At 56.3% G+C, this 22,748-nt stretch carries 25 protein-coding genes and 1 pseudogene; 13 read left to right on the top strand and 13 right to left on the bottom strand.

What is annotated here, in order from left to right:
• The 3 genes from P186_RS01625 (at position 1) to P186_RS01635 (ending at position 2,910) form a co-directional block, all read left to right on the top strand.
• On the top strand, positions 1–963 hold the full coding sequence (locus tag P186_RS01625) for a branched-chain amino acid ABC transporter permease (RefSeq protein WP_148682603.1): 963 nt from the start codon (positions 1–3) through the stop codon (positions 961–963).
• Complete coding sequence (locus P186_RS01630; RefSeq protein WP_014287639.1) at positions 960–2,060, top strand: branched-chain amino acid ABC transporter permease; 1,101 nt, start codon at positions 960–962, stop codon at positions 2,058–2,060. Before P186_RS01625 ends, P186_RS01630 begins: the two co-directional genes overlap by 4 nt.
• 196 nt (positions 2,061–2,256) lie before the next feature.
• The gene (locus tag P186_RS01635) at positions 2,257–2,910 is read left to right on the top strand and encodes a peroxiredoxin (RefSeq protein ID WP_148682604.1); all 654 of its coding nucleotides are present in this window, start codon (positions 2,257–2,259) and stop codon (positions 2,908–2,910) included.
• A gap of 345 nt (positions 2,911–3,255) precedes the next feature.
• On the opposite strand, the gene P186_RS13740 is transcribed toward P186_RS01635, so the two are convergent.
• Entirely contained in the window at positions 3,256–3,393 is a 138-nt protein-coding gene (locus P186_RS13740; RefSeq protein WP_014287642.1) for a hypothetical protein, read from the bottom strand.
• An 85-nt stretch (positions 3,394–3,478) separates the two neighbouring features.
• Between P186_RS13740 and P186_RS01640 the strand changes: the two genes are divergently transcribed.
• Positions 3,479–4,453: a hypothetical protein gene (locus P186_RS01640; protein ID WP_014287643.1), complete on the top strand. Its 975-nt coding sequence runs from the start codon at positions 3,479–3,481 to the stop codon at positions 4,451–4,453.
• 8 nt (positions 4,454–4,461) lie between these two features.
• Positions 4,462–4,539, top strand: a pseudogene (locus tag P186_RS01645) (peroxiredoxin); the annotation flags it as partial.
• A 17-nt stretch (positions 4,540–4,556) separates the two neighbouring features.
• On the opposite strand, the gene P186_RS01650 reads toward P186_RS01645, so the two are convergent.
• Positions 4,557–5,057: a hypothetical protein gene (locus P186_RS01650; RefSeq protein WP_148682605.1), complete on the bottom strand. Its 501-nt coding sequence runs from the start codon at positions 5,055–5,057 to the stop codon at positions 4,557–4,559.
• A 20-nt stretch (positions 5,058–5,077) separates the two neighbouring features.
• Positions 5,078–5,809: an SDR family NAD(P)-dependent oxidoreductase gene (locus P186_RS01655; RefSeq protein ID WP_014287645.1), complete on the bottom strand. Its 732-nt coding sequence runs from the start codon at positions 5,807–5,809 to the stop codon at positions 5,078–5,080.
• A 28-nt stretch (positions 5,810–5,837) separates the two neighbouring features.
• Between P186_RS01655 and P186_RS01660 the strand changes: the two genes are divergently transcribed.
• Complete coding sequence (locus P186_RS01660) at positions 5,838–6,338, top strand: DUF429 domain-containing protein (RefSeq protein WP_014287646.1); 501 nt, start codon at positions 5,838–5,840, stop codon at positions 6,336–6,338.
• Here the strand turns inward: P186_RS01660 and dpdh are convergent.
• Positions 6,335–7,426: a D-proline dehydrogenase gene (dpdh, locus tag P186_RS01665; RefSeq protein ID WP_014287647.1), complete on the bottom strand. Its 1,092-nt coding sequence runs from the start codon at positions 7,424–7,426 to the stop codon at positions 6,335–6,337. The genes P186_RS01660 and dpdh overlap by 4 nt on opposite strands.
• Positions 7,427–7,461: 35 nt before the next feature.
• Between dpdh and P186_RS01670 the strand changes: the two genes are divergently transcribed.
• Both P186_RS01670 and P186_RS01675 read left to right on the top strand, forming a co-directional pair.
• On the top strand, positions 7,462–8,361 hold the full coding sequence (locus P186_RS01670; RefSeq protein ID WP_014287648.1) for an ABC transporter substrate-binding protein: 900 nt from the start codon (positions 7,462–7,464) through the stop codon (positions 8,359–8,361).
• 30 nt (positions 8,362–8,391) lie between these two features.
• Positions 8,392–8,556 carry a 30S ribosomal protein S14 gene (locus tag P186_RS01675; protein ID WP_014287649.1) on the top strand — a complete coding sequence of 55 codons (165 nt, stop codon included), beginning with the start codon at positions 8,392–8,394 and terminating at the stop codon, positions 8,554–8,556.
• Here the strand turns inward: P186_RS01675 and P186_RS01680 are convergent.
• The 4 genes from P186_RS01680 to P186_RS01695 form a co-directional block, all read right to left on the bottom strand.
• Positions 8,540–10,153: an ATP-binding cassette domain-containing protein gene (locus P186_RS01680; RefSeq protein WP_014287650.1), complete on the bottom strand. Its 1,614-nt coding sequence runs from the start codon at positions 10,151–10,153 to the stop codon at positions 8,540–8,542. The two genes, P186_RS01675 and P186_RS01680, sit on opposite strands and share 17 nt — an antisense overlap.
• Before the next feature lie 65 nt (positions 10,154–10,218).
• On the bottom strand, positions 10,219–10,977 hold the full coding sequence (locus tag P186_RS01685) for a hypothetical protein (protein ID WP_014287651.1): 759 nt from the start codon (positions 10,975–10,977) through the stop codon (positions 10,219–10,221).
• Complete coding sequence (locus tag P186_RS01690) at positions 10,967–11,287, bottom strand: archaellum operon transcriptional activator EarA family protein (RefSeq protein ID WP_014287652.1); 321 nt, start codon at positions 11,285–11,287, stop codon at positions 10,967–10,969. Before P186_RS01690 ends, P186_RS01685 begins: the two co-directional genes overlap by 11 nt.
• Positions 11,288–11,353: 66 nt before the next feature.
• A complete protein-coding gene (locus tag P186_RS01695; RefSeq protein ID WP_014287653.1) occupies positions 11,354–11,704 on the bottom strand; it encodes a hypothetical protein in 351 nt (116 codons plus the stop codon).
• 139 nt (positions 11,705–11,843) lie between these two features.
• Here P186_RS01695 and P186_RS01700 point away from each other — a divergent pair, with 139 nt between their 5' ends.
• Positions 11,844–14,201, top strand: coding sequence for a DNA-directed DNA polymerase (locus P186_RS01700; protein ID WP_014287654.1), 2,358 nt, complete (start codon positions 11,844–11,846; stop codon positions 14,199–14,201).
• Between the two features lie 113 nt (positions 14,202–14,314).
• Here P186_RS01700 and P186_RS01705 read toward each other — a convergent pair whose 3' ends face one another.
• Entirely contained in the window at positions 14,315–14,659 is a 345-nt protein-coding gene (locus P186_RS01705; protein WP_014287655.1) for a hypothetical protein, read from the bottom strand.
• Positions 14,660–14,769: 110 nt separating this feature from the next.
• Between P186_RS01705 and P186_RS01710 the strand changes: the two genes are divergently transcribed.
• The gene (locus P186_RS01710; protein WP_237179442.1) at positions 14,770–16,335 is read left to right on the top strand and encodes a PaRep2b protein; all 1,566 of its coding nucleotides are present in this window, start codon (positions 14,770–14,772) and stop codon (positions 16,333–16,335) included.
• A 54-nt stretch (positions 16,336–16,389) separates the two neighbouring features.
• Here P186_RS01710 and dnaG read toward each other — a convergent pair whose 3' ends face one another.
• On the bottom strand, positions 16,390–17,619 hold the full coding sequence (dnaG, locus tag P186_RS01715; protein ID WP_014287657.1) for a DNA primase DnaG: 1,230 nt from the start codon (positions 17,617–17,619) through the stop codon (positions 16,390–16,392).
• Between the two features lie 81 nt (positions 17,620–17,700).
• Here dnaG and map point away from each other — a divergent pair, with 81 nt between their 5' ends.
• Both map and thsB read left to right on the top strand, forming a co-directional pair.
• Positions 17,701–18,576, top strand: coding sequence for a type II methionyl aminopeptidase (gene map, locus P186_RS01720; protein ID WP_014287658.1), 876 nt, complete (start codon positions 17,701–17,703; stop codon positions 18,574–18,576).
• Between the two features lie 38 nt (positions 18,577–18,614).
• A complete protein-coding gene (thsB, locus tag P186_RS01725; RefSeq protein WP_148682606.1) occupies positions 18,615–20,264 on the top strand; it encodes a thermosome subunit beta in 1,650 nt (549 codons plus the stop codon).
• On the opposite strand, the gene P186_RS01730 is transcribed toward thsB, so the two are convergent.
• Genes P186_RS01730 through P186_RS01740 form a run of 3 tightly spaced genes read right to left on the bottom strand, consistent with a single transcriptional unit; the run spans position 20,261 to position 22,281 of the window.
• On the bottom strand, positions 20,261–20,809 hold the full coding sequence (locus P186_RS01730; RefSeq protein ID WP_014287660.1) for a hypothetical protein: 549 nt from the start codon (positions 20,807–20,809) through the stop codon (positions 20,261–20,263). The two genes, thsB and P186_RS01730, sit on opposite strands and share 4 nt — an antisense overlap.
• Positions 20,799–21,830, bottom strand: coding sequence for an ATPase, T2SS/T4P/T4SS family (locus tag P186_RS01735; protein ID WP_148682607.1), 1,032 nt, complete (start codon positions 21,828–21,830; stop codon positions 20,799–20,801). Before P186_RS01735 ends, P186_RS01730 begins: the two co-directional genes overlap by 11 nt.
• Entirely contained in the window at positions 21,802–22,281 is a 480-nt protein-coding gene (locus P186_RS01740) for a TFIIB-type zinc ribbon-containing protein (protein ID WP_014287662.1), read from the bottom strand. The genes P186_RS01735 and P186_RS01740 overlap by 29 nt, the downstream gene beginning before the upstream one ends.
• Positions 22,282–22,416: 135 nt before the next feature.
• On the opposite strand from P186_RS01740, the gene P186_RS01745 reads away from it, so the two are divergent.
• Positions 22,417–22,731, top strand: coding sequence for a hypothetical protein (locus tag P186_RS01745; protein WP_014287663.1), 315 nt, complete (start codon positions 22,417–22,419; stop codon positions 22,729–22,731).
• Positions 22,732–22,748: the final 17 nt, after the last annotated feature.

Genomic DNA, 22,748 nt, shown 5'->3' on the forward strand with positions numbered 1-22,748 from the left:
ATGAAGATAATCTACCTAGTGGGGGGCGTATTCGCCGCGTGGGTAGCCGTGTCTTGGCGTTTCTGGCCTAGGGAGGTGGCGGACGCCGTGGTGTACGCCTCTATTCTAGTGCTGGCCTCAATCGGCTTGACGCTCGCCTATCTGACCACGAAGGTGCCCAACTTTGCCCACGGCGTTTTTATCAACATCGGCGTGGTCTCAGCCCTCTCGGTGGCGCAGATTTACAAAACCGCGCCGTACGTCGCACTGCCCCTCGCCGTTGCGCTGTCCACCGCCGCGGCGCTGGGGCTGTACTTCTTCCTCCTGCCTCTCTACAGGCGGCAGAGCTCGCCGGAGGTTATGATGATGGCCACCATGGCCTACAACATTGTGTTTATAGGCGTCTTAAACGCCTATGCGGACTGGGCCGGGAGGGCGTACGGCATATTTACAAGAGGGATTACCCTGATGCCGTATGACGTCTCCATAGGGGGCCAACCCGGGGTCTACCTCCTGGCGCCGCTAGCCGCGGTCGCCACCTCGGCCGCTCTACATCTTTTTCTCAAGACTAAGGTGGGGGCGGCTTTGAGGGCCGCCGTGGAGAACGAGGAGCTGGCCAGGTCTCTGGGGATAAATGTGGAGAGGATGTACGCCATTGCCTGGGCCATAGCGGGCGCCGTGGCGGGGATAGCTGGGGTCTTTCTGCCGCTCTACATCGAGGCCACGCCGGACGTGGGGTGGTTGCTACTCGCCAGCTTCTTCGCGGCGAGTATAGTGGGTGGTCTTAGCAATATCTACGGGGCCTTGGCCGGGGGGGTATTGATGGGTTTTGTGGAGGTGCTGGGGACTGTTCAGTTCGCCAGCCTCCTCTACCTATTGTTTGGAATCCCCCAGTACCAAGTCACTGCCTACAGGCCGCTGGTGCCTCTCCTTGCGATCGCCGTGACGTTGCTTATCTCTCCGCGGGGCTTGTTGGGGAGATGAGGCCCTACGTCGGACTCGTAGCGTATCTGGCCAGCGCCGCGCTTGTGTGGGCCACTGGACGCGACGCGGCTAGCTACCTACTCACGACAGTGGTTGACATATCTGTATATCTCCTCATAACTCTCTCACTTAACCTAGAGGCTGGCATCGCCGGCATCCCCAACTTCGGCAGGGTGCTCACCGTTGCCTTCGGCGCCTACATCGCCGGCGGCGTCGTGGGGAGAGCGGCGCTGTGGATAGCCGGCCTTAACTACGACTACGTGGCCGATAACCCCTCCGCTGTGTCTGCCCTCGCGAGAGGCTTATCACAACCCCAAGCCGCCCTCCTCCTACTCATGGGGCTGGCCGCCAGCGCCTTGGTCGGCGCGGCGCTGGGCGCCCTCACCTCTCTACCGGCGAGGAGGCTGTCGGCTGACTACCTGGCGATCACGTTGCTCGCCTTTGGCGACGTGGCTTACTACGTGGGGCTCAACTACGAGCCGCTTGTAGGCGGCACTCTAGGCGTGGCGACGCCGCCGATATACGAGAGGCTTTTTGGAGGCGGCGCCGCGAGGGCAATCGGGGCCGCGCTGGTGTCAGCCGCCGTGGCGGCCGCCGCCTACGTCCTATTACTGAGGCTGGACAGATCGCCCTTTGGCAGGATTTTGAGAATACATAGGGAAGATCCCGAACTGGTCTCTGTGCTGGGGAGGGACCCCGCGGTGCTGAGGGCGTGGACCATGGCTATCGGCGGCGCCGTGTCGGCTGTGGCGGGTCTCCTCTACGCCCTCTACGTGGGGGCCGTGCATCCGAGGGGTTTCGAGAGGATAACCTTCACCTTCTACCCGTGGCTTATAATGGTGATGGGAGGCATGGGCAACAGCCGCGGGGTGGTGGAGGGCGTGTTTATATTTATAGTGATATACCGCCTCCTCGATATATACAAATACGAAGTGGGCGCCGTGGTGGGCTTCGACCCGGTGTGGCTTGGCTACATACTGTTCGGCGCCATGGCCATGGTGATCATATTGACAATGCCCAGGGGGATACGCCCAGAGGAGGTAAAGCCCCTAGCCGCGGGGCTGGCAACCGCCAGGCGGGAGGGGCAGGGCTCATAGGCGCCAACTGGGGCGTGTCGAGACGGCGCGTACGCCGGGCGCCGTCCTAGTCCGACCTTGCTTTCCTGTATGCCGCTACAATGCCTGCGGCTCTCCACGAGCGGTTAGCGCAGTCCGCACGATTTCTTCGATTTAGTGTTGTTAGAAGTTGCTTCGGAGTAGAAACGCTTAAAAATACATGTTCAGCAGTAGAGACATGACAGAGATAAAGGGTCCATACCTCGGAATGAAGATCCCGGAGGATCTGTGCTTCAACACCGACCACGGCCAGAAGTGCTTCAGAGACTACAAGGGTAAGTGGCTGTTGCTCTTCAGCCACCCCGCCGACTTCACGCCGGTGTGCACCACGGAGTTCGTAGCGTTTAGTAGGAAGTACGAGGAGTTTAAGAAGAGGGGTGTCGAGTTGCTGGGCCTCAGCGTCGACACCACCTACAGCCACATAGAGTGGAAGAAGCAGATTGAGCAGGCCTTCGGCGTCAAGGTGCCGTTCCCGATAATCGCCGACGTGGATATGAAGGTGGCCAGCATCTTCAACGCCGTGCCGCCGGGCCAAAACCTCACTGTGAGGACCGTCGCTTTGATAGATCCCGACTTGAAACTGGCATGGTTCGCCGCCTATCCCTACACCAACGGCAGGAACATCGACGAGATACTGAGAGTCATCGACGCAATTCAGTTCTCCTACAAGTACGGCTACGCCACCCCCGCCGACTGGAAGCCCGGCGACCCGGTCATCGTGCCGCCGCCGGCGACGGCGGAGGCCGCCGAGAAGAGGCTTAAGGAGCCTGACATCGACTGTAAATACTGGTGGTTCTGTACAAAGAAGTACGAGCTAGTCGTCAAGGCCTAAAACCAGTCAACAAGCTTTTTCCAAGTCTCCACCACATATTTCATCCTCCTATACCTGCCAGGGATTTATTTTTCAAGCTCCCCCTCTATAGGCCGCTTTCCACATTCGCCAAGGCAACCCCACGTCAGCATATATACAGCTTGCAGACGGCCGCCGACTTGTCCAACTAACATCCCCATGTCTAGCTTGAAGCGGTAGATAAATCAATCAAAAGCGGCGAACGTCGCAAAGAACCATGCAGTTCTCTACTTGAGAGATATCTTCACTGCGCCGCCTTATGCCACTTATTTAAACTCGGCGCCTTTTTCTTCATCTCCTACACGTATTTTTAAAGAGCCTCTTATCTCAACTCTGGAGCGTGGCTCCACACGTCTCTAGTTGTGTGGAAGATTTATCTATACCCCAGTTTACATCTATGTAGGTGCTACTGGCGAAAATAGCAATTACCACAGCCACCTCTTCGGGCCTCCCCACGCGCTTCATGTCTAGTTCTCGCCTAAGCCTCTATGTCGATGTTTTATCTTTTTGCTGTAAGTAAAATACAAAATAGGTGTGAAAGTGTAGTTACATGGTCAATAAATACACGGTGTATATCGCCGTAGTTGCTGTGGTTGTATTAGCAATTACTGGCTATATGGCCTACGCAGGTAGAGAGGCCGCTGAAAGCTTCTACCCCACGGAGGCGGCCGGGCAGAAGGTAGAGTTCAATAGTTATGAGGAAGCCACTCAATATATAAACAATTTCTTGAGGGGAGTGTCTGATTTTCTCAGTTCAAGGTTAAGAGCCGCGTTGTCAGAGAGTAACGTTAGGTATCTGAATAGGTCTAAGCTACGCGGCACCGCTGTTGAGCATCTTTTAAATCGCACAGTAGCTGTTGTAGAAGCTAATGGTAAAACGTATGCGGTGGCGCTTCCACAGGGCGTAACAAACCCCACTGAAAGATTTGAAGTGTATGATGTCGAAACTGGTAGGAGAGTGCCGTCTAGGACAGTTGTAAAAAGTAGAGTAACTGGTGAATATAAGGTACCTATAGATCAAAACACAACTATAGTAATAAATATACGCGGTATCATATATAAAATTAATATAGATGATCAATCACAAGTTCAACCGCTAGCAGTAGTCACCGTATACAACTACTACGGCGTTACGTGGTACTTCGGCAACCAATGGGCAACATCGGTATACGCCGCTGGCTACTTTGCTATAGATATGCAGACAGGCGTAAAGGATATACTACCAGCTGGCTGGTTAGACACAAATTACAATATTGGGCTAACTGTATGTTACAGAGATGCGCCAGGTAAGGCTTATTATTCGGCTAATTATAGATACGGAGCAGTGCAGACAGTGGCGGTCCACTCTAATTTCATGTGTCCGGGCGCTACATGGCTTTACAGCTATCCATGGATAGGCATAGACGGCGTAACTGGGCAGTGGATATATCCAAATGGGATTCCAGCTGACAAATCGTGGAGTATAACAAACTGTCAATGTAATAACGTACAAACTGTCTATCCTCCTACGTTTCCCGGTAAGTAAATCCCCCAGTGGCATTTAGCCGAAAGTACGAGGAGTTTAGGAAGAGGGGCGTCGAGTTGCTGGGCCTCAGCGTCGACACCAACTACGAGCTTGTCGTCAAGGCCTAAAACCAATCCGCAAGCTTTTTCCAAGTCTCATAGACGTACCTCACTCTCCTTCTAAATCGCCTTGGTAGCCACTTCTCCAGCTCCTCCAGCCCTCCTCTGTAGGCGGCGTAGGCGGCCCTCCACATGTACCCCGGCAGGCCGGCGTCTGCGTATACACAGCCCAGGGGCGCCGTGCCCCTCGCCGTCTTCTCCACCTCCATGCCGAGGTCTAGCTTGAAGCGGTAGACGAAGCGGTCGAATGCTGAAAACGCGGCGAAGAACCACGCAGTCTTGTCTTCTAGGGCTATCTTCACCGCGTCCTGGAACCACTGGTTTTGCCAAATAGTCCCTCTCCTGACCACCTCCCCCAGCTCTCTGAGGCTGACCTCCGCCGAGATGACCGGCCTACTTCTCCACACGCCGCCGTACGTCACCTCTGTGAAATACGCTGCCCTCTCCACCTCGGCGACTCTTATCTTCAAGACTCCCCTTATCTCAGCCCTAGACCTCAGCTCCACGTAGAATCCGTGTGGCAGATTTAACCATACCACCCGCCGTTGACGTCTATAAAGGCCCCGTTGATGTAGGAGGCCCCGTCGCCCACAAGAAAGGCGATTACCTCAGCCACCTCCTCGGGCTTCCCAACCCTCCTAATATATACCATGTTCCTCGCCCAGGTCTCTATATCCCCGGTCTGCGCTTTTTCGTGAAACGGCGTGTCTATAAGGCCGGGCAACACAGCGACGACTCTAATCCCCCGCGGCCCCAGCTCCTTCGCGAGGGCTCTGGTTAGGCCTAGGAGCCCCGCCTTGGCGGCGGCGTAGGCAAAGGCGCCTCTGCCGCCCCCCGTGTAGGCCGCCACCGAGCTTACATAGATCACGGCGCCCCCCTTCATCAATGGCACGAAGAGCCTCGTCGCTATGTAGGCGCTGGTGAGGTTGAGATCTATCAAAGATCTCCAGTACTCCAGATCTGACTCCTCCAGCGTTCTGCGTTGCGGCAGGCCCCCGGCGTTGGCCACCAGTGCGTCTACCCTCCCGAAGGTACGGCCCACCTCGTCGGCGAACATCTTCATATCGTTCCACGACGTGGCGTCTGCCCTGCGGTAGAGGACGCGGACTCCGTGGCCCTCCGCCTCTTTAGCCACGGCGCGGGCCTGGGCCTCGCTCCGTAGATAGGTAAACGCGACGTCGTAGCCCCTCCTAGCCAGGGCCTTGACTGTGGCGGCTCCGATGCCGGTGGAGCCCCCCGTCACCACTGCCACGGGCATATACTCTATAAACTGGTTGTTTATTTACGTGATCGTCGCCGGTATCGACCTGGCGGTTAACAGACCCACAGCTATAGCCGTCTTTAGAGACTGCACGCCGCTTTACTACGGACTGGCGCAGACGGACGTCGACATTGTGTCTGTCGCCTCGTTGCTGGGCCCCTCGATCGTAGCTATAGACGCGCCGCTTTCCAAGCCTGAGGGGGGCGGGGGGCTGAGGGATGTCGAGAGGGAGCTGAGGCGCCTTGGCTACAGGCTACTGCCGCCGCTCATGGGGCCGATGCGGGGGCTTACGGAGCGCGGGATTAGGCTCAGCAAAATGCTCGGCGGAAGGGTTATAGAAGTGCATCCACTGACCAGCCTCAGGGCTATGGGGATGTCCAGGGAGGAGCTCTCTCGCGTTTTGGGGCTGAGGCATAGAGATCTTCTCGACGCGGCGGCGGCCGCGCTGACCGCGGTGGCCTACGCCAGGGGCTTCTACCGGGAGATCGGGCCCTTCATACTCCCCACGGCGAGGGTGTGCTTCTAGCGGCGGAAGCGGCCGGCGGACAGCGCCTCTATGCCCCGCCTCCCGAGGGCTAGGTCCGCGGCCAGCTTCCCCAGCGCCGGGCCGTATGTCCAGCCCAGTCTGCAGGCCCCGGTCACGACGACCACGGAGCCCATCCTGTCCACTACCGGGAAGCCGTCGGGGGTGCACGGCCTGTAGCCCACCGCCATGTCTATCACGTCGAAGTCCCCCAGCACCTCCCTCGCCCTCTCGAGGACTTTCTGCGCGGGGCTGTGGTCGCCGCTACCGTCTAGGTCGAAGCGTCCCGTTACCTTTGTCCACTTTGAGAGGGGCACCACCGCGACGCCCTTAGCCATTTCTATAAACATCTTTTGAGACTTGGCCGTCGTCCTGAACCCGTAGCCTTTGAAGGGGGCTACGGGTATGCCGAACTTCCTCGCCCAGTAGCCCGCCGCCACGACTACGGCGTCGCCTTGGACCACGTCTCCCCCCTCTAGCCACACCTCTCTGCCGGCTACCTCCGTGGCCCTTTTGTTGACTATCTGCACCCCACGCAACTCTCTCAGCATCCTCTCGATGAAGGCGTCTGTGGAGAGCTTGGCGGCGTCGAGGTACACCAGCGCCTCTCTGCCGCAACACTCCCCGGCCTCCACCTTAGGCGACAGGGGGTCTCTCTTGGCCTCCTCCAGCGCCTTCTCGACGTCTACGCCAACTTCGTAGAGGGGCTCCTCGGCGTAGTCGAAGTCGTTCTCCGCCTCGGCGAGCGCTCTGTACTGCCGTTGCGAGAAGTCGCCCAGCGCCTTTACGGCCTCCCACATCTCCTGGCTCGGCTCCCTGCCCCAGACCTTTAGGTATGTGGAGATCCAGCCCCAGTCCCAGGTCTTTACCCTGGCGTCTCCCCGGAGCATCATTGTAAGATACCTCTTGGGGTAGGACTTGACGTTTATCCGGTTGATTACAAAGCGTGTAAATTCGAGAATTCCGGCGGCGGCGCGGGACAGCTCCCCCGGCTTGTCCTGCTCTACTATAACCACCTCCGCGCCCTCCTTTACGAGGTAGAAGGCGGTGAAGAGCCCCACGACGCCGCCGCCTACTACGACAACTTTCATCGCTAACAGTTATAAAGACGTTTAAATGTATTGGCATGAGAAGCGTAGCGCTATCTGTAGTGGCGTTGGTCCTCGGCATAGTCATAGGCTACCTGGCGGGGATGTACACAGCGCCGAAGGCGGCTCCATCCCAGACGGCGGCGCCTCAGGCCACCGCCCAGGCCACCACTGTGGCCACAACCACGACGGTGACGGTTACCCAGACGGCGGCTCCGTGCCGCGTGTCTGTGGAGGCTATTAAAAAACGTGGTAAGCTTGTCGTAGGCACAGACGCTACTTGGCCTCCCTGGGAGTGGGTCATGGGGGACAAGATCGTGGGCTGGGACGTGGATATCGCCAGGGAGATCGCCAATGCGCTTGGTGTACAGCTGGAGATCCGCGACATGAGGTTCGCCGGGCTTCTAGAAGCTGTGAGAAACGGAGACGTCGACCTCGCCATCAGCGCCATTACCTGGACCACCGAGAGGGAGAAGGTGCTGGAGTTCTCGATGCCCTACTACCTCGAGTCTATCGTGGTGGTGACCAAGGCCACCCGCAATGATATTAACAAGGTGGAGGATCTCTACGGCAAGACCGTGGGGGTGCAGATAGGGACGACCCACGAGGAGTGGGCCGCCGCCAACCTGGAGAAGCCTGGCAAGGCCTCCGTTAGGAGATACGACAAGGTGTATCCCTACATGGTGGAGGTGCTGAGGAGGGGCGACGTCGACGCTATTATACTAGACCGCTCCATCGCCACCGCGCTTGTGAGGAAGTTCCCAGATCTCAAAATCGCCTTTGAGCTCCCCGGATCCGCAGGATACATATCCGTGGCCATGCCAAAATGCGCCCAGGACCTGAAGCTGGCTGTTGACCAGGTTATTGAAAACCTGATGCAGACCGGGAGGCTTGATGAGATAATGCAGAAAAACTTCGAGCTGTTTCTCCAGTCGTAAAATTTTAAATACAAACCCCTTTTTCGCACCGTGCCCTCCATAAAACCACCAAAAGAGAGGCCGTTCGGCAAGAGCAAGATAAGATGCCTCAGATGCGGCACGCGGGAAGCCGTTATACGCAAATACGGCCTATACCTCTGCAGAAGGTGCTTCCGCGAAGTAGCGCCGCAGCTAGGCTTCAAGAAGTACTACTAAGGAGGGGCCGGGCCTCCACCAGCCTCGCAGCGCCGCCAGACACCTCTACAATTTTCGTGGCGTACCTCGCCGGGGTTTGTCTATGGGAAATCACCACGGCTATTGGGACAACCCTCCTCAAGGCGTCCAGCACCCTCTCCTCAACCTCCTGGTTCAGGCCGGAGGTAACCTCGTCCAGCACAAGGACGCGCGGCCTCCTCAGTAGGGCTCTGGCTATCAACACCCTTTGTCTCTGGCCTTCGGAGAGCTCGGAGCCTCCTTCGCCGCATTTTTTGTCTAGTGGGAAGTCTATCTGGGCGAGCTCGGCGGCTCTCCTCACCTCCTCCTCCGGGAACTCCTCCCAAAGCGTGATGTTATCCCACACAGAGGCGTCGAAGACGTAGTCGTCGTTGCCGACGTAGATCGCCCTCGGCGCCTCTATCTCGCCCTCCAGGGGCTTCACCAAACCGGCCAGTGCCTTCCCAAGAGTGGACTTGCCGCCTCCGGTGGGGCCGCGCACCCAGACAAAATCCCCTGGCACAAAGACAAGATGTACGCCGCGCAACACCACGTTGCCATCGTAGCTCAGCGTAACTTTCTCCACCTTTACTACCGGCGCCTCCCCGCGCGCCGGCTCTTTAGATACGACGGCGTCGAGGTAGGGGGCCACCCTCTCAAACGACCTCTTAAGCTGGTAGTACGAGCCCGATTTCATCATAATTTGGGCAAGCGGCTCAAACGCCTCTGCTAGAAGCGTCCTCATTGCCACGGCCGTGCCTACGGTGGCAACCCCCTGGAGGGACAGAAGAAGTCCAAGGCCGAAGGCTAGGTTGGGCACGCCGAATGTAATGGCGTTGGCCCCGAAGCCGAGGGATTTTGAATACAGCTCGTACTTTCTATACCCCGCAAGCCACTTCTCCGAGGCCTCCAGTAGGATCTTGAGGAGGGCTCTTACCCCGGCTCTGTAGAGGCTGTGGGCCCCGTCCACGACCTCCTTTACCCGTCTAAACCACTGGCTGTAGAGCTCCCTCTCCCTCCTCCCCCACTCCAGTATGGGCGGACCCAGCTTCTTCGCCACTAGGAAGTACACAGCTATTAAAGGCGCTACGAAGAGGGTAATCTCCGGCGATATGTACAGCGACGCGGCCACCACGGCTATGAACCTCGCCGCCTGTAGGGCCACGTCCAGCGGCAGGGCTAGGTACAACACGACGTTTAAAACGTCGCCGCTTATCCGCGACAGCGCCTCCCCCCTGTTGTGGGCGGGGGATAAGACCACCGAGTGGACGATGCGGTGCGAAATGTCTATGATGGCTCTCTGCGCCCACACCGCGGCTCTGTACTCCGATAGGAAATTAAGAATGGGTATGAGAAAGGCGATGCCGACGACGGCGGAGATCTGGAAAACTAGCGTCCCCGCGTCCCCCGCCCCGTAGACAACTTCGTCGACAATCTGCTTTATGAGCAGAGCCTGGGCGACGCCGAGTATAATCATGGCGCCCCACAGCGAGAAGATCACCGCCTCGTCTACCCAGTACCTCTTAGCGAAGCCAAGGGCGTAGTGCCAGTAGCTCTTTACACCCCCGCCTCTGGTAGCCGCCGGGGATGCGGCGTTCATACGCCTCTACCGCTTCTTGGCTTAAATACGCCGCTTTGCAGGTGCTGATGTAGTTGATATTGTAGCTACAAGCCGCCGGCCGCGCCGCCGCTTTTATGGAGCCGGCACGCCTTCTCCATACCCTCTATCACCCTGTCTACAAGTCTCTCCACGACGCTGTCCCCCCTCCTCGTCTCTTCTACATATTCTCTTATCAGCTGGGCGGCCCTGCAGTACGCCTCCTCCCAGCTCAGCCCCGCGGCCTTCCTCAGGGCGTAGAGCAGGAACGCAAAGAAGCCGTAGGCCGGCTCGTAGTAGCCGAGGCTCTCCAGCCCTCTTTCACTTATCCACCGCCTTCTTAAGTCGTCTTCAGGCGCCAGGGCTATGCGGTAGAAGAGGAGGCTGAGCCTCGGCCACTCGCCCAGCTTGGCAAGGTAGGGGTCCATGAATTCCCTAGCCCTTAGGTCGAGCTCTGCGAGCTTGGCGTGGGCCTCGTGCCTCTTGATCTTAAAGGGGAGGGTGACGTAGAGCTCGTCGCTTAGATAGACGCCGTTTTTCCGGGCCATTACGGGCGTTATATAGCCGAAGTTCTCAGCCACGAACTCCTCGTCGAGATACCCCCTCTCCAGCGCCTTGGAGACGTCCTTCAGCCTTACAATATACTCCCGCTCCAGCCTCAGCACCTCCACTACCCCCTCCGCCTCCAGCCTATGGACCACGTCGCGGATTGTGCTGTAGGGCTCCCCCAGCTGGCGGGAGAGGTTGCGTATCGACGTGTCTAAGTCGTGATGTTTTAGAAAGAGGTGCCTCACCACCTTTTTCTCAATGGAGTCTCTACCCCCCATGGCCGGCCAGCGATCTGCAGATCTCCACCGCGCCGTCTCTAACGCGGTAGAACTTCGCCCTGCCCATGTTCACCTCCTCGACGAGCCCCAGCCCCAGCAACGAGTCCTCCCTCCTGTACCTCTCCCCAAGCCCTCTCAGCGCCCCCACGACGTTTTCATAGCTCGCCCCCACTGCGTCTGCGATCAACGCGGGGTACGCCGACTCTGGGTAGATGGAGCATAGGTAGTTCAGCACATCTCTCTTGACTCTGCTCCTCCTAAGCGCCCTCAACACCCTCCCAATGCCCTGTACTGCACTTGCCAGAATCACGTGATCAATCACATGATTATTTATAAACTTTTCGCTGGAGAAACACGCCGCGATGTACGCAGGGAGCTAGAACAGCAGAGCTCTTATTACCCTCCTCGCAACCGGCCTTCTGATCTTCGCGACGTAGAGTATCAAGGCGGCGGTGAAGGCGATGTTTATCCCCCACGACGCCGCCCGTAGGAAGTGGGCCAGAGGCCCGAGCTCTATCGGGGGCCTCGCCGCGCTTGTCAGTACGCTGAGCGCCGTCTCGTAAAGCGCGGGCCCCGCTAGTGGGACTAGCGAGACGGCGAGGGCTAGCGACAGGAGGGCCCCCACGACGCCGTTCCAGACCAATGCCTGCGCGTCCGCCGTAGCGCCGAACGTCGTGGCGACGGCGTAGACGGCGGTGAACACCGCCAGAGCGGCGTATAGCCTCATAGCTCTTCAAGCCTCTTGATGAGCCACTCAATTATGTGGCTGTGCGCAGTCCCCGGCCTCCTCGGCATCTGCTCTAGACACCTCTTTAAATTTTCCATTGACTCCACTGGGTAATTAATTTATAGGCGTTTTAAGTATTATGGAGATTAAGTTCTGGCCTCTGGACGCCACCTATACGGTCGTAGGCGGCGTCCCGGAGGTGAGGATCTTCGGCGTGGCTGAGGGGGGAGGGAGGGTCGTGCTGGTGGATAGGGGGTTCAGGCCCTACTTCTACGTGGACTGCCCCTCCTGTGACCTCGCCGTTGTCAAATCCCAGCTTGGGAGGGTCGCCCCAGTGGAGGGGGTCGAGGTGGTGGAGAGGCTCTTCCTCGGCAGGCCTAGGAGGTTTGTCAAGGTGGTGGCCAGGGTACCGGAGGATGTGCGTAGGTTGAGGGAGGCGGCGGCCTCTCTGCCGGGGGTGTCGGGGGTGTACGAGGCGGATATCCGCTTCTACATGAGGTATCTGGTGGATATGGGTGTGGTGCCCTGTAGCTGGAATGTGGCTGATGTGGAGGATGCTGGGGAGAGGCTGGGCCGCCTGCCGGTCTATAGAGTGGCTGAGTGGAGAGGCGTGGTGGGGGGCTTCCCGCCGCCTCTGCGGGTGCTGGCGTTTGACGTGGAGGTGTACAACGAGCGGGGGACGCCGGACCCGTTGAGGGACCCCGTCGTGATGTTGGCTGTGCAAACCAGCGATGGGCGTGTGGAGGTTTTCGAGGCGTCTGGGCGCGACGATAGGGGCGTCCTCCGCTCTTTCGTGGACGCCTTGAGGGAGTTCGACCCAGACGTCGTCGTTGGCTACAACTCGAATAAATTCGACTGGCCGTATCTGTCTGAGAGGGCTAAGGCGCTGGGGGTCCCGCTGAGGGTTGACAGAGTCGGCGGGGCGCCTCAGCAGAGCGTATACGGCCACTGGTCTGTTGTCGGGAGGGCTAACGTAGATCTGTTTAACATAGTGGAGGAGTTTCCCGAGATTAAGCTAAAGACCTTGGACAGGGTGGCGGAGTACTTTGGCGTGATGCGGAGGGATGAGCGGGTGCTGATCCCGGGGCACAAGATTTACGAGTATTGGAGGGACGAATCTAAGAGGCCCCTGTTGCGTCAATACGTTGTAGACGACGTCAAGTCTACCTACGGCTTGGCGGAGAGGTTGCTCCCGTTCTTGATTCAGCTCTCCTCCGTGTCGGGCCTGCCTCTAGACCAGGTGGCGGCGGCGAGCGTGGGGAACCGTGTGGAGTGGATGCTCCTCCGCTATGCGTATAAGATGGGCGAGGTGGCGCCGAATAGAGAGGAGAGGGAGTACGAGCCGTATAAGGGGGCCATTGTGCTAGAGCCGAAGCCAGGCCTCTACAACGACGTATTGGTGCTCGACTTCTCCTCAATGTACCCCAACGTGATGATGAGGTACAACCTCTCCCCCGACACCTATCTAGAGCCGGGGGAGCCGGAGCCGCCGAGCGGCGTCTACATAGCGCCGGAAGTGGGGCACAGGTTTAGGAGGGAGCCCCCCGGCTTCGTGCCGCAGGTGCTTAGGCAATTGGTGGAGCTTAGGAGGCTGGCTAGGGAGGAGATGAAGAGGTACAGCCCAGACTCTCCGGAGTACAGAGTTCTGGACGAGAGGCAGAAGGCGTTGAAGGTCATGGCCAACGCCATGTATGGATACATGGGTTGGGTGGGCGCTAGGTGGTACAAGAGGGAGGTGGCGGAGTCCGTCACAGCCTTCGCCAGGTCTATCCTAAGGGACGTGATCGACTATGCGAAGAGGTTAGGGGTTGTGGTGGTGTACGGCGACACAGACAGCCTATTCGTCAAGAGGGGCGGCGACGTCGAGAAACTCGTCAAGTACGTAGAAGAGAAGTACGGCATCGACATCAAGGTGGATAAAGACTACTCTACAGTCCTCTTCACAGAGGCGAAGAAGAGGTACGCCGGGCTGTTGAGAGATGGGAGGATCGACATAGTTGGATTCGAAGTGGTCAGGGGCGACTGGAGCGAGCTGGCCAAGGAGGTCCAGCTTAGAGTTATCGAGCTGATACTCAAGTCCCGGGACGCGGCTGAGGCCAGGCGTAGGGTGACTCAATACGTCAGGGAGGTGGTCGACGCGTTGAAGAACTACAGATTCGACCTAGATGACCTGGTTATATGGAAGACGCTGGATAAGGAGCTTGATGAGTACAAGGCCTACACCCCGCATCTCCACGCGGCGTTGCTCTTAAAGAGGAGGGGCTACAAGGTTGGGAAGGGCACGACTGTGGGCTACGTCGTTGTGAAAGGCGGAGAGAAGATCTCGGAGAGGGCTGTGCCGTACATCCTCGTCGACGATGTGAAGAAAATCGACGTGGATTACTACATCGAGAGGCAGGTCATACCCGCGGCGCTTAGGATAGCCGAGGTAATCGGCGTCAAGGAGGCCGATTTGAAAAGCGGTAGAGTTGAAAAATCACTGCTCGACTTTCTATAGCTTTATACTTCTTCAAGCCTCTTGATAAGCCACTCAACTATGTAGCTGTGTACAGCACGTGTTACTTTTAGCTCGTGTAACGTAGAGGCGACGGGGGTGTAGCGACACGGCGATTATCCCCTCTTTCTCGCACCCCTCCCCTTCTTGACTCCCAGCTTCCCCTCTCCCTCCACCACGGCTTTGTACATCAAAACGGCGGCTTTTAGAGAGGGGAGCCAGCTGGCTGGCACCAGCCAGCCGCCTGCCAGCTTCACCACACCCTCCACAAGGCCCCTCTCCACGGCCCACTTCACCGCGCCGCGTATCGTCTCTATACATGAACCGCTACCACCACAGATGTCGTACGCCACTCTAAACGCAGAACCCCTAGGCGCAATTGCAGAAAGCCGCTCCACAAAAGCCTCTAGAGGCCGCGGCGCCGATGCCTTGAAGACCCCGCGCCAGGACGTTTGGAGCACTCAGCGACGCGGCCCGGCGCGCGGCGTCTAGAGAGAAGCTGGAGAAGTGGCTCGGCGAGTGGCTTGCAAAGGCCCCTGGCCTCAAGGGGCACCGGGTGTTCCACACACTGGTGAACGTCCTCAGAGAGCTGATGCAAGGCGAACAAGATGCCGAAAAGCGCGAGGTTGCGAAGAGACGCGCCGTGGGGATGCTCCTACACGACGTGCTGGGAGATGGGACCGTGACCGCTAAGGAGGTTAGGCTGTACGTCGGCGGCGGGGAGGAGGATGAAGTGCCGGCGGAGGACAAGGTGGATCTCTACTACTCGCTGTTTAAGAGAATTGGATATGAGCCAGAGATGTACAAAGAGAGAGGCGTCGTCCACATAAAGCTGTACGGCGGAGAGGCGAAGAAATTCGCCCGGGAGGCTCTACCCTATCTATTGGCTCTCGAGCGTATGCTTGAGGTGGTGAAGAGCGACGAACAAATTTATTCAAAGGTGGCGAAGCTTACTGAGATGGCCAGGGCGGAGAAAGTAAAGGCGCGGGTGGAGGGATTTACCGTAGGAAAGAGGCCGAGGGCTAGGCTTGTAGTTGAGGCAGACGGCGCGGCGGCTGAGTACCAGATACGCCTTGTTAAAGGTAGTGCTGTGAAGTTGCGGTTCATAACCACCGACCGCGCCGAGGCTGAGCGGAGGATTGCCCTCCTTAGGGCCGTTGGCGTGAGGGCGGAGGTGAAGAAGGAGTGTAGTCGCGACGTGTGGTATATAGACGTCTCGACAAACGCCCTCGCCGCCGACTCTGTCCACGAGGAGGTTAGAAAGGCGGTGGTGGAGTTCCTCAAGCAGTGCAGAGAGGCCGAGGCCCTCGAAGAGGATGCATACAGATACCTCGCCGGGAAGTTCGAAAGGGGCATGCCAGAGTGGGGCGAAATTAGGTTCTCCGTAAAGCTGACAAAAGACGGCACAGTGGTAGTGCAATATAGACCCAGCGATCCCCAGTCCTTCAACAAGGCGGTAAACTTCCTACGGGAGCTGGGCATGCGGGATAGCTGTGAAGGAGAGTGGTGCTTTGTCCACTTCACGGCGAGGGAGCCGGAGGGCGGCAGACCGGGCCATGTCTACATCACAGCCGACGGCCTTAAGTACATCGGCTGGCTGGCAAGCCGCGGCGACGAGAGGGCGCAGTGGCTGAAGGAGACGCTTTTGAAGGAGGCAGAGAGGAAGGGCGTGGAAGTGCGTGAACGCCTAGAGCAGTACTTCCGCGAAGGCGAGATATGGGGCTCCGTAAAGCCGCCCATTGAGAAAGAGGTGGAGGTAGAGGGTAAAAAGGTGAGGGTGCGCGTCGAAGAGGTAGAGGCTTGGAGAGAGAAGGGCGAGAAGAAGGAGCACCTAGTTGTCAGGATAAGAGCAAAGGTGGTTGAAGGAAACAGCGAAGTAGCAGTGGAGAAAGAGGCAAAGTTCTACAAAGAGAGCGGCGGCAGGGTCTACGGCTACGTCAACATACACGACAACGCGGAGGGTGGGCGCGAGGCAGACTACGCGAGGACAGCCGCCGTGCTGGAAGTCCTTGGAATAGAGGAGTGGTCGGTAACCAAGGAGAGAGGAAAACCAAAGCAGATAAAACTCACAGGCGGCGCCCTGCAGAAGCTAATGAACTTGGAACCCGTATGCGCCGCCCTGGGCATATGCCGGTAAAAGCCAATTGGAAAAATCATACCTGAGCTTTCAAGACATTTATTCTAGACACTTTCACGGCGTCGACCGCGTAGATGAAGTAATTATTTGATCAAATGTGACGATTTTCATCTCCTCAGGCACCTTGGTCAGCGGACCTGTGCGGGCTGTGACTATTAGCTTGACTCCCTTTTTCGCGGCTAGGTCTACGATTCGTTGTGTCGTAATGCCGTCGAGTATTATGGCGTGTATGGAGTCCGCCGACGTCGCGAGGTAGTCGGGGAGCTCCCTAACTGGGAGCCGTTTTATGGGGGTCCAGCTGGCGTCGTAGAGCTCGGCCTCGAGCGTCCCCAGCATCTCTTCAATTTTTTTATTTACGTCGAAGGGGAACTGCGGAGCCGGCGCCTCCTCCTTCGCCGCCTGTGTGGGGGGCGGCTGCGGGGCCGGCGCTTCGGCTTTCTCGCCGGCGGCTTTCTGCTGGGCCAGCCACTCCTCCAGCGTTACCTTATTTCTTAGGGCTTTGGTGATCTCCTTCGCTGTGAGTTGTTCTACTTCTTTGCCTGGTGGTGCCCTGGCTATGTAGTCTACGTGGGCGACTTTGAGTAGCTCTTTGAGGACTAGCTCTCCGCCTTTGTCTCCGTCGATGAATACCGTGACGTTTTTCTTCTTGCTGAGATCTATTATTGTCTGGGGCACGCCTCTGCTGATGCCTTCGAGGGCTATGACGTTTCTGTAGCCATGTTTTACTAGGTTGACGACGTCGGCTCTGCCCTCGACTATTATTATGGAGTCTGACTTGTCTATGTCGGGGCCGGCGGGCAGACGTTCGGGGCCGTATTCGACTATCTCGGCTTTTGCCACGTCTTCTTTCAGCTTTTCGATGATTTCCTTGGTGTCGGGTAGTATCTCCTCTTCTATTAGTTTTACCAGCTCTTTTGCTTTTTCAATGATTTTCTTTCTTTTTTCCTCTCTTAGGTCTTTTATTTCTATTACCTTGATGGTGGCGGGGTAGGGCCCTACTCTCTCGATGCTTTCTATCAACGCGGCGACGAGCGCCGTTTCGTATCTATCGAGGTTGCTTGGTATGTGTATCTTTGCTTTTGTTTTTCCGTTTTTTTCGAATATGTCCACCTCAATTCTCCCTATTCTGCCCATCATCTGTAGCTCTCTGAGGTCCATGTCTTTTCCCAGTAGTCCCTCTGTCTGTGAGAAGAGGGCTCCTATTATGTCTGATTTGTCTACGCCGCCGTTTACCTCTATCTGTGCGACTATCATGTACTTGGCTACTATTGTTAGGGCGCCCATGGATGGGGTCTACTATTACCTTTATAAACTCTCTCCTCTAGGCATTTTAAAGATTTAAACACATTGCCCTTGGGGTTGGCGATGTTGAGGACGTTGAGGCAGGTTGGCGACGTTGTTCATAAGTCGCTGAAGTACGCTATGGACTTGGCGCAGCCGGACATGCCTGTGCTTGAGCTCTGCGAGAAGGTGGAGGCTTTTATTAGGTCTAGCGACGCCAAGCCTGCTTTTCCGGTGAACGTAAGTATTAACGAGGTTGCGGCTCACTACACGGCGAAGAGGGGGGACCAGCTTAGGATTCCGAGGTCGGGTCTTGTTAAGATAGACGTGGGGGCTCAGCGTGATGGCTATATTGTCGACGCCGCTGTCACCGTGGCGCTGGGATCGGTGTTTGTAAATTTGCAGAAGGCGGCTAGGGCCGCGCTGGAGGCTGCTTTAAACACGGCGAGGCCTGGGGTCAAGGCGTGGCAGATCGGCGACTCTGTTGAGAAGGTTATTAAGAATTTTGGTTTTAACCCGGTGTACAACCTCACCGGGCATAAGATAGAGCGGTTCATTCTCCACGCCGGCTATGTAATTCCTAATTATCCAGATAAGTCGGCTTCGCAGGCGCTGGCGCCGGGGGATGTGTACGCCATTGAGCCGTTTGTCACTAATGGGGAGGGTTACGTCGCCGACGGCCGGGAGGTGACTATATACCGGTTGTTGAGGATGCGGCATAAGAATCTGCAACATGTTATCGATTTGGTGAGCGCCGAGGTGGGGCCTCTGCCCTTTACCCCTAGGTGGTTTCCCCAGCTGGACGACTCCACCATAGCTACGGCTCTGAAGGCCGGCGTGTTGCACGGCTACGAGGTTTTGGTGGAGAGGTCCAGGGGTTTTGTGGCTCAGTTTGAGGACACGGTTTATGTGGGCGAGGGCGAGGTTGTGCCGCTGGCGCGTACTCTGGAGTTGCTCTAAGCGGAAAAGTTTTTATATACACAATTTTTGTCAAAGCCATGAGTCAGGCAGTGTTAACTCAAATTGGCGGCGTCCCGGTATTAGTGTTGAAGGAGGGTACCCAGAGGGCGTTTGGAAAGGAGGCTGTTAGGCTGAATATTATGATTGCCAGAGCTATTGCGGAGGTTATGAGAACCACTCTCGGCCCGAAGGGTATGGATAAAATGCTCATCGACTCGCTCGGCGACATCACGATAACTAACGACGGCGCCACCATCCTCGACGAGATGGACGTGCAACATCCCATTGCCAAGTTGCTTGTTGAGATTTCTAAATCGCAGGAGGAGGAGGCTGGCGACGGCACCACCACAGCTGTGGTCCTCGCCGGCGCGTTGCTGGAGGAGGCTGAGAAGTTGCTTGAGAAGAACATCCACCCGACGGTAATTGTGAGCGGCTACAAGAAGGCTCTCGACGTCGCCGCCGAGCACCTCCGCAAGTCGGCGGTTCCCGTAAACCGTAGCGATGTCGATACCTTGAAGAAGATCGCCATGACGTCGATGGGTGGGAAGATCTCGGAGACTGTGAAGGAGTACTTCGCGGATTTGGCTGTGAAGGCTGTGTTGCAGGTCGCCGAGGAGAGGAATGGCAAGTGGTATGTGGATCTTGACAATATCCAGATTGTGAAGAAGCACGGCGGCTCTCTGCTAGATACGCAGTTGGTCTACGGGATTGTTGTCGATAAGGAGGTCGTCCACGCCGCTATGCCTAAGCGTGTTGTAAATGCCAAGATTGCATTGCTGGACGCGCCTCTGGAGGTAGAGAAGCCGGAGATAGATGCGGAGATTAGGATAAACGACCCGACTCAGATGAGGGCGTTTCTAGAGGAGGAGGAGAAGATACTCAGAGGCTATGTTGATAAGCTGAGGTCCCTCGGCGTCACGGCGCTGTTCACCACTAAGGGTATTGACGATATTGCGCAGTACTACCTAGCCAAGGCGGGTATCCTCGCCGTGAGGAGGGTGAAGCGTAGCGACATTGAAAAGCTGGTGAGGGCCACCGGCGCCAGGCTGGTCACAAGTATCGAGGACTTGACGGAGGCGGATCTGGGCTTCGCCGGCCTGGTGGAGGAGAGGCGTGTAGGCGATGAGAAGATGGTGTTTGTGGAGCAGTGTAAGAACCCGAGGGCTGTGTCCATCCTAGTGAGAGGCGGCTTCGAGAGGCTTGTTGACGAGGCTGAGAGGAACCTCGACGACGCGCTTTCCGTGGTGGCCGACGTCGTAGAGGATCCGTATATACTGCCCGCGGGCGGCGCGGCGGAGATCGAGGCGGCTAAGGCCGTGAGGGCCTTCGCCACCAAGGTCGGCGGGAGGGAGCAGTACGCAGTGGAGGCCTTTGCAAGAGCTCTGGAGGCTATTCCAAAGGCCCTCGCCGAGAACGCAGGTCTCGACCCAATTGACATACTGACTGAGCTGACTCACAAACATGAGCAGGGCGATGGCTGGAGGTACGGTTTAGATGTGTACCAGGGCAAGGTCGTGGATATGGTCTCCCTGGGCTTGATAGAGCCTCTCACAGTTAAGCTAAACGCGTTGAAGGTGGCGGTGGAGGCCGCCTCAATGATTCTCAGAATTGACGAGATCATAGCCGCCAGCAAGCTAGAGAAGGAGAAGGAGGAGAAGAAAGAAGAGAAGAAGGAGGAGTTCGACTAAACAAGTCTTTTTTCAAGTGACAATATAACTAATACTAATGTAAATATTATAATTTCTATATCTTGGCTTATTAATACGTGTGGGAGTATAATTGACGACGCCGTGACTAATATGACCAGCCTATTCCTCGTCCTTAGTGATGTGTAGCCTTGTGCAAAGAGTGACTGCGCCGCCTTAAGCCGCTTTCTTTCGCCGCTAATTACCGGATCGTCGATATGAGGCTCTGTGAATATTCTAGCTATGTAGTCTCTGGGATCGTACCGGTCTTTGAGCACGGCGGTGTACCTCTGGGCTAGTAGCTCTCTATCAAAATGTGTCAATATTTTTCTTATTTTTCTCTCCCCCGCTCTGAGGATACGTTTAGAGACCATTATTCCCAGGGCCAGCACGGCGAGTGCTATATATTTGTAGGCAGGGTTGAAAAACAGTGCGATGCCGCTGAACATTACGCTTGTCGTTGAGGTTACGGCCAGCGCCACCACTAGCCTGTGGTAGGTTTTTTCATGTATCTCGGCTACTCTCCGCGCTATGTACTCACTCAGCATACAGCTCTACTACCCTCCTCTCTATTGTGCCGGCGTATTTCTTGCCTAGCTGGACAATGCCGAGGTTTTTGACGTCTATCTCCCTCCTCCTCAGCCGCGTAACTGCGTCGTTTACGTTTACCGAGTGCATCGTCGCGAGGGTCTGCAACCCTATCTCCACCGCGGTTTTAAACGCGGCGAAGTGTTCCTCGTATTGAAGCTCGCCGATGAAGATTACGTCTATATTGCGATTGAGGGATGCGTAGATCTCCTTCACCTTGTTGACATTTCTAATCTTTATCTGGTTCTTCTGAGGATCGTCCTCGAACTCGTCCGCCTCGTCTATGTAGACCCTCTGCCACTCACCCGGGATTAGGTCATCAAGCGCAGACAGTAGCGTGGTCTTGCCCGAGCCGGGCGGTCCTGTGACTACTATGTGTCTGCCCTCTCTAACCCATCTATATATCTCCCTGAGCTGATCCTCGGTGAGGAAGCCGGATCTCAGTAACTGGGCTAGGGTGATTCTACCCCTGTGTATCCTCAAGTAGGCCTGGGGTAGCGGCACTATCGGCGGGAGGTCTAGCGAAATTCTCAGCCTAAGGGGGCCGATCTTGAGGCCGTATCTCAGCGAAGGGGTGGAGGTGGAGAGCTCAACAGATTTGAGGTGGGCAATTTTGAGTATGGCTCTTATCGCCTTTCCTTTACACATCTTTCCGCTGTTCTCCTTCCCCCACTTGCGCGTTATGTATATCGGCCTGCCGGGGATCAGAGCCACGTCCTCGACATCCTCGTCTTCTAGAAACTCGGCGATTTCCACTAGGCCGACTGTGGCCAGCGTCCATCTCAGCGCCAGTTCTTTATTTATCTTCTTCAACACTCCGTATCTAAAATCGAGAGTGTCATCTATTGTCTTTTTGTATATACGTGAGAGTATCTTCAGCACTGCGGGTAGCTCGCTTGCCGAGAAGTCGCAGAACCCCTTCTCTACGCAAGATGAGCGGCACTCTGCGCACTCAAGAATTTTCAATAATACGTGGTACATATCTACGGAGGCGCGACGCGGTGTCTCTTATACTGAACTTACTGATTCCCAGAATTTTTGCAATAACTTGCTTATGTACGTAAAAGCCTATCTGCTCAGCCGCTAGGTAGGAGAGGGCCGCCGCTATCACTCTGGGGGATTTCCCTTGGTAGATCCTCTTGTCTAGTTTTCTAAATATCTCCATGGCTACCTTTCCTACGTCTCCTCTACCCAGCTCATTTGCAATTTTAGTAATGTAAAACTCCACCACTTCGCCGTAGCGCCTCTTCACGTTCTCTTTAGTCTCTTTCTCTAGTAGAATAAGCACGACGCGGCGTCTAAGAGCTACAGCGCTGATCTGTTTGACGCGAGGCGGCACTACCTCAGGCCCTATGACGCTACCACAATCTTTACAAACATATTCGCCATCTACTAATACTATATTTTCTGACTTGCAGTATGGACAGTTCACGTAAGGGAGAAACCTATATTTATTAAAACAACTACTTATATTTTTTCTATGGAGAGAGTTAATCAAAAGTTTTGAACCAGTAGACGCCAAGAGCCGGGCTTAAAACTTTAATAAAGCCACCATAGGCCAAACCTCATGGAGTTCTCACTGCGCGTCGTTGAGGTCGACGACAATTTTCCAAATACAATAAAATTAAAGGGTGATGTGGAGGCCACGCTGGAGCTACCTCTTGATAAAATAGGTGTAAGGCTAGCGGCGGGTGACCAGGTGAAGTTAGTAATCCGGAAGGAGAAAGACGGAGATCTTAGCCAGTACAGGATCTACATGTGGGGCCTTGTATACCACGTCGGGGGCGGGGTTACGCGTATATCAATCGGCGGGCTACAACTTGATATACTGACGGAGCTACCGCTAAAGGTGGGGGAGAAGGTTTACATAGGTATAAAATAGCTGGCGGAGCCCCGTTG

The sequence above is a fragment of the Pyrobaculum ferrireducens genome (genome assembly GCF_000234805.1).
In the GTDB taxonomy this organism is placed as follows: Archaea; Thermoproteota; Thermoprotei; order Thermoproteales; family Thermoproteaceae; genus Pyrobaculum; species Pyrobaculum ferrireducens.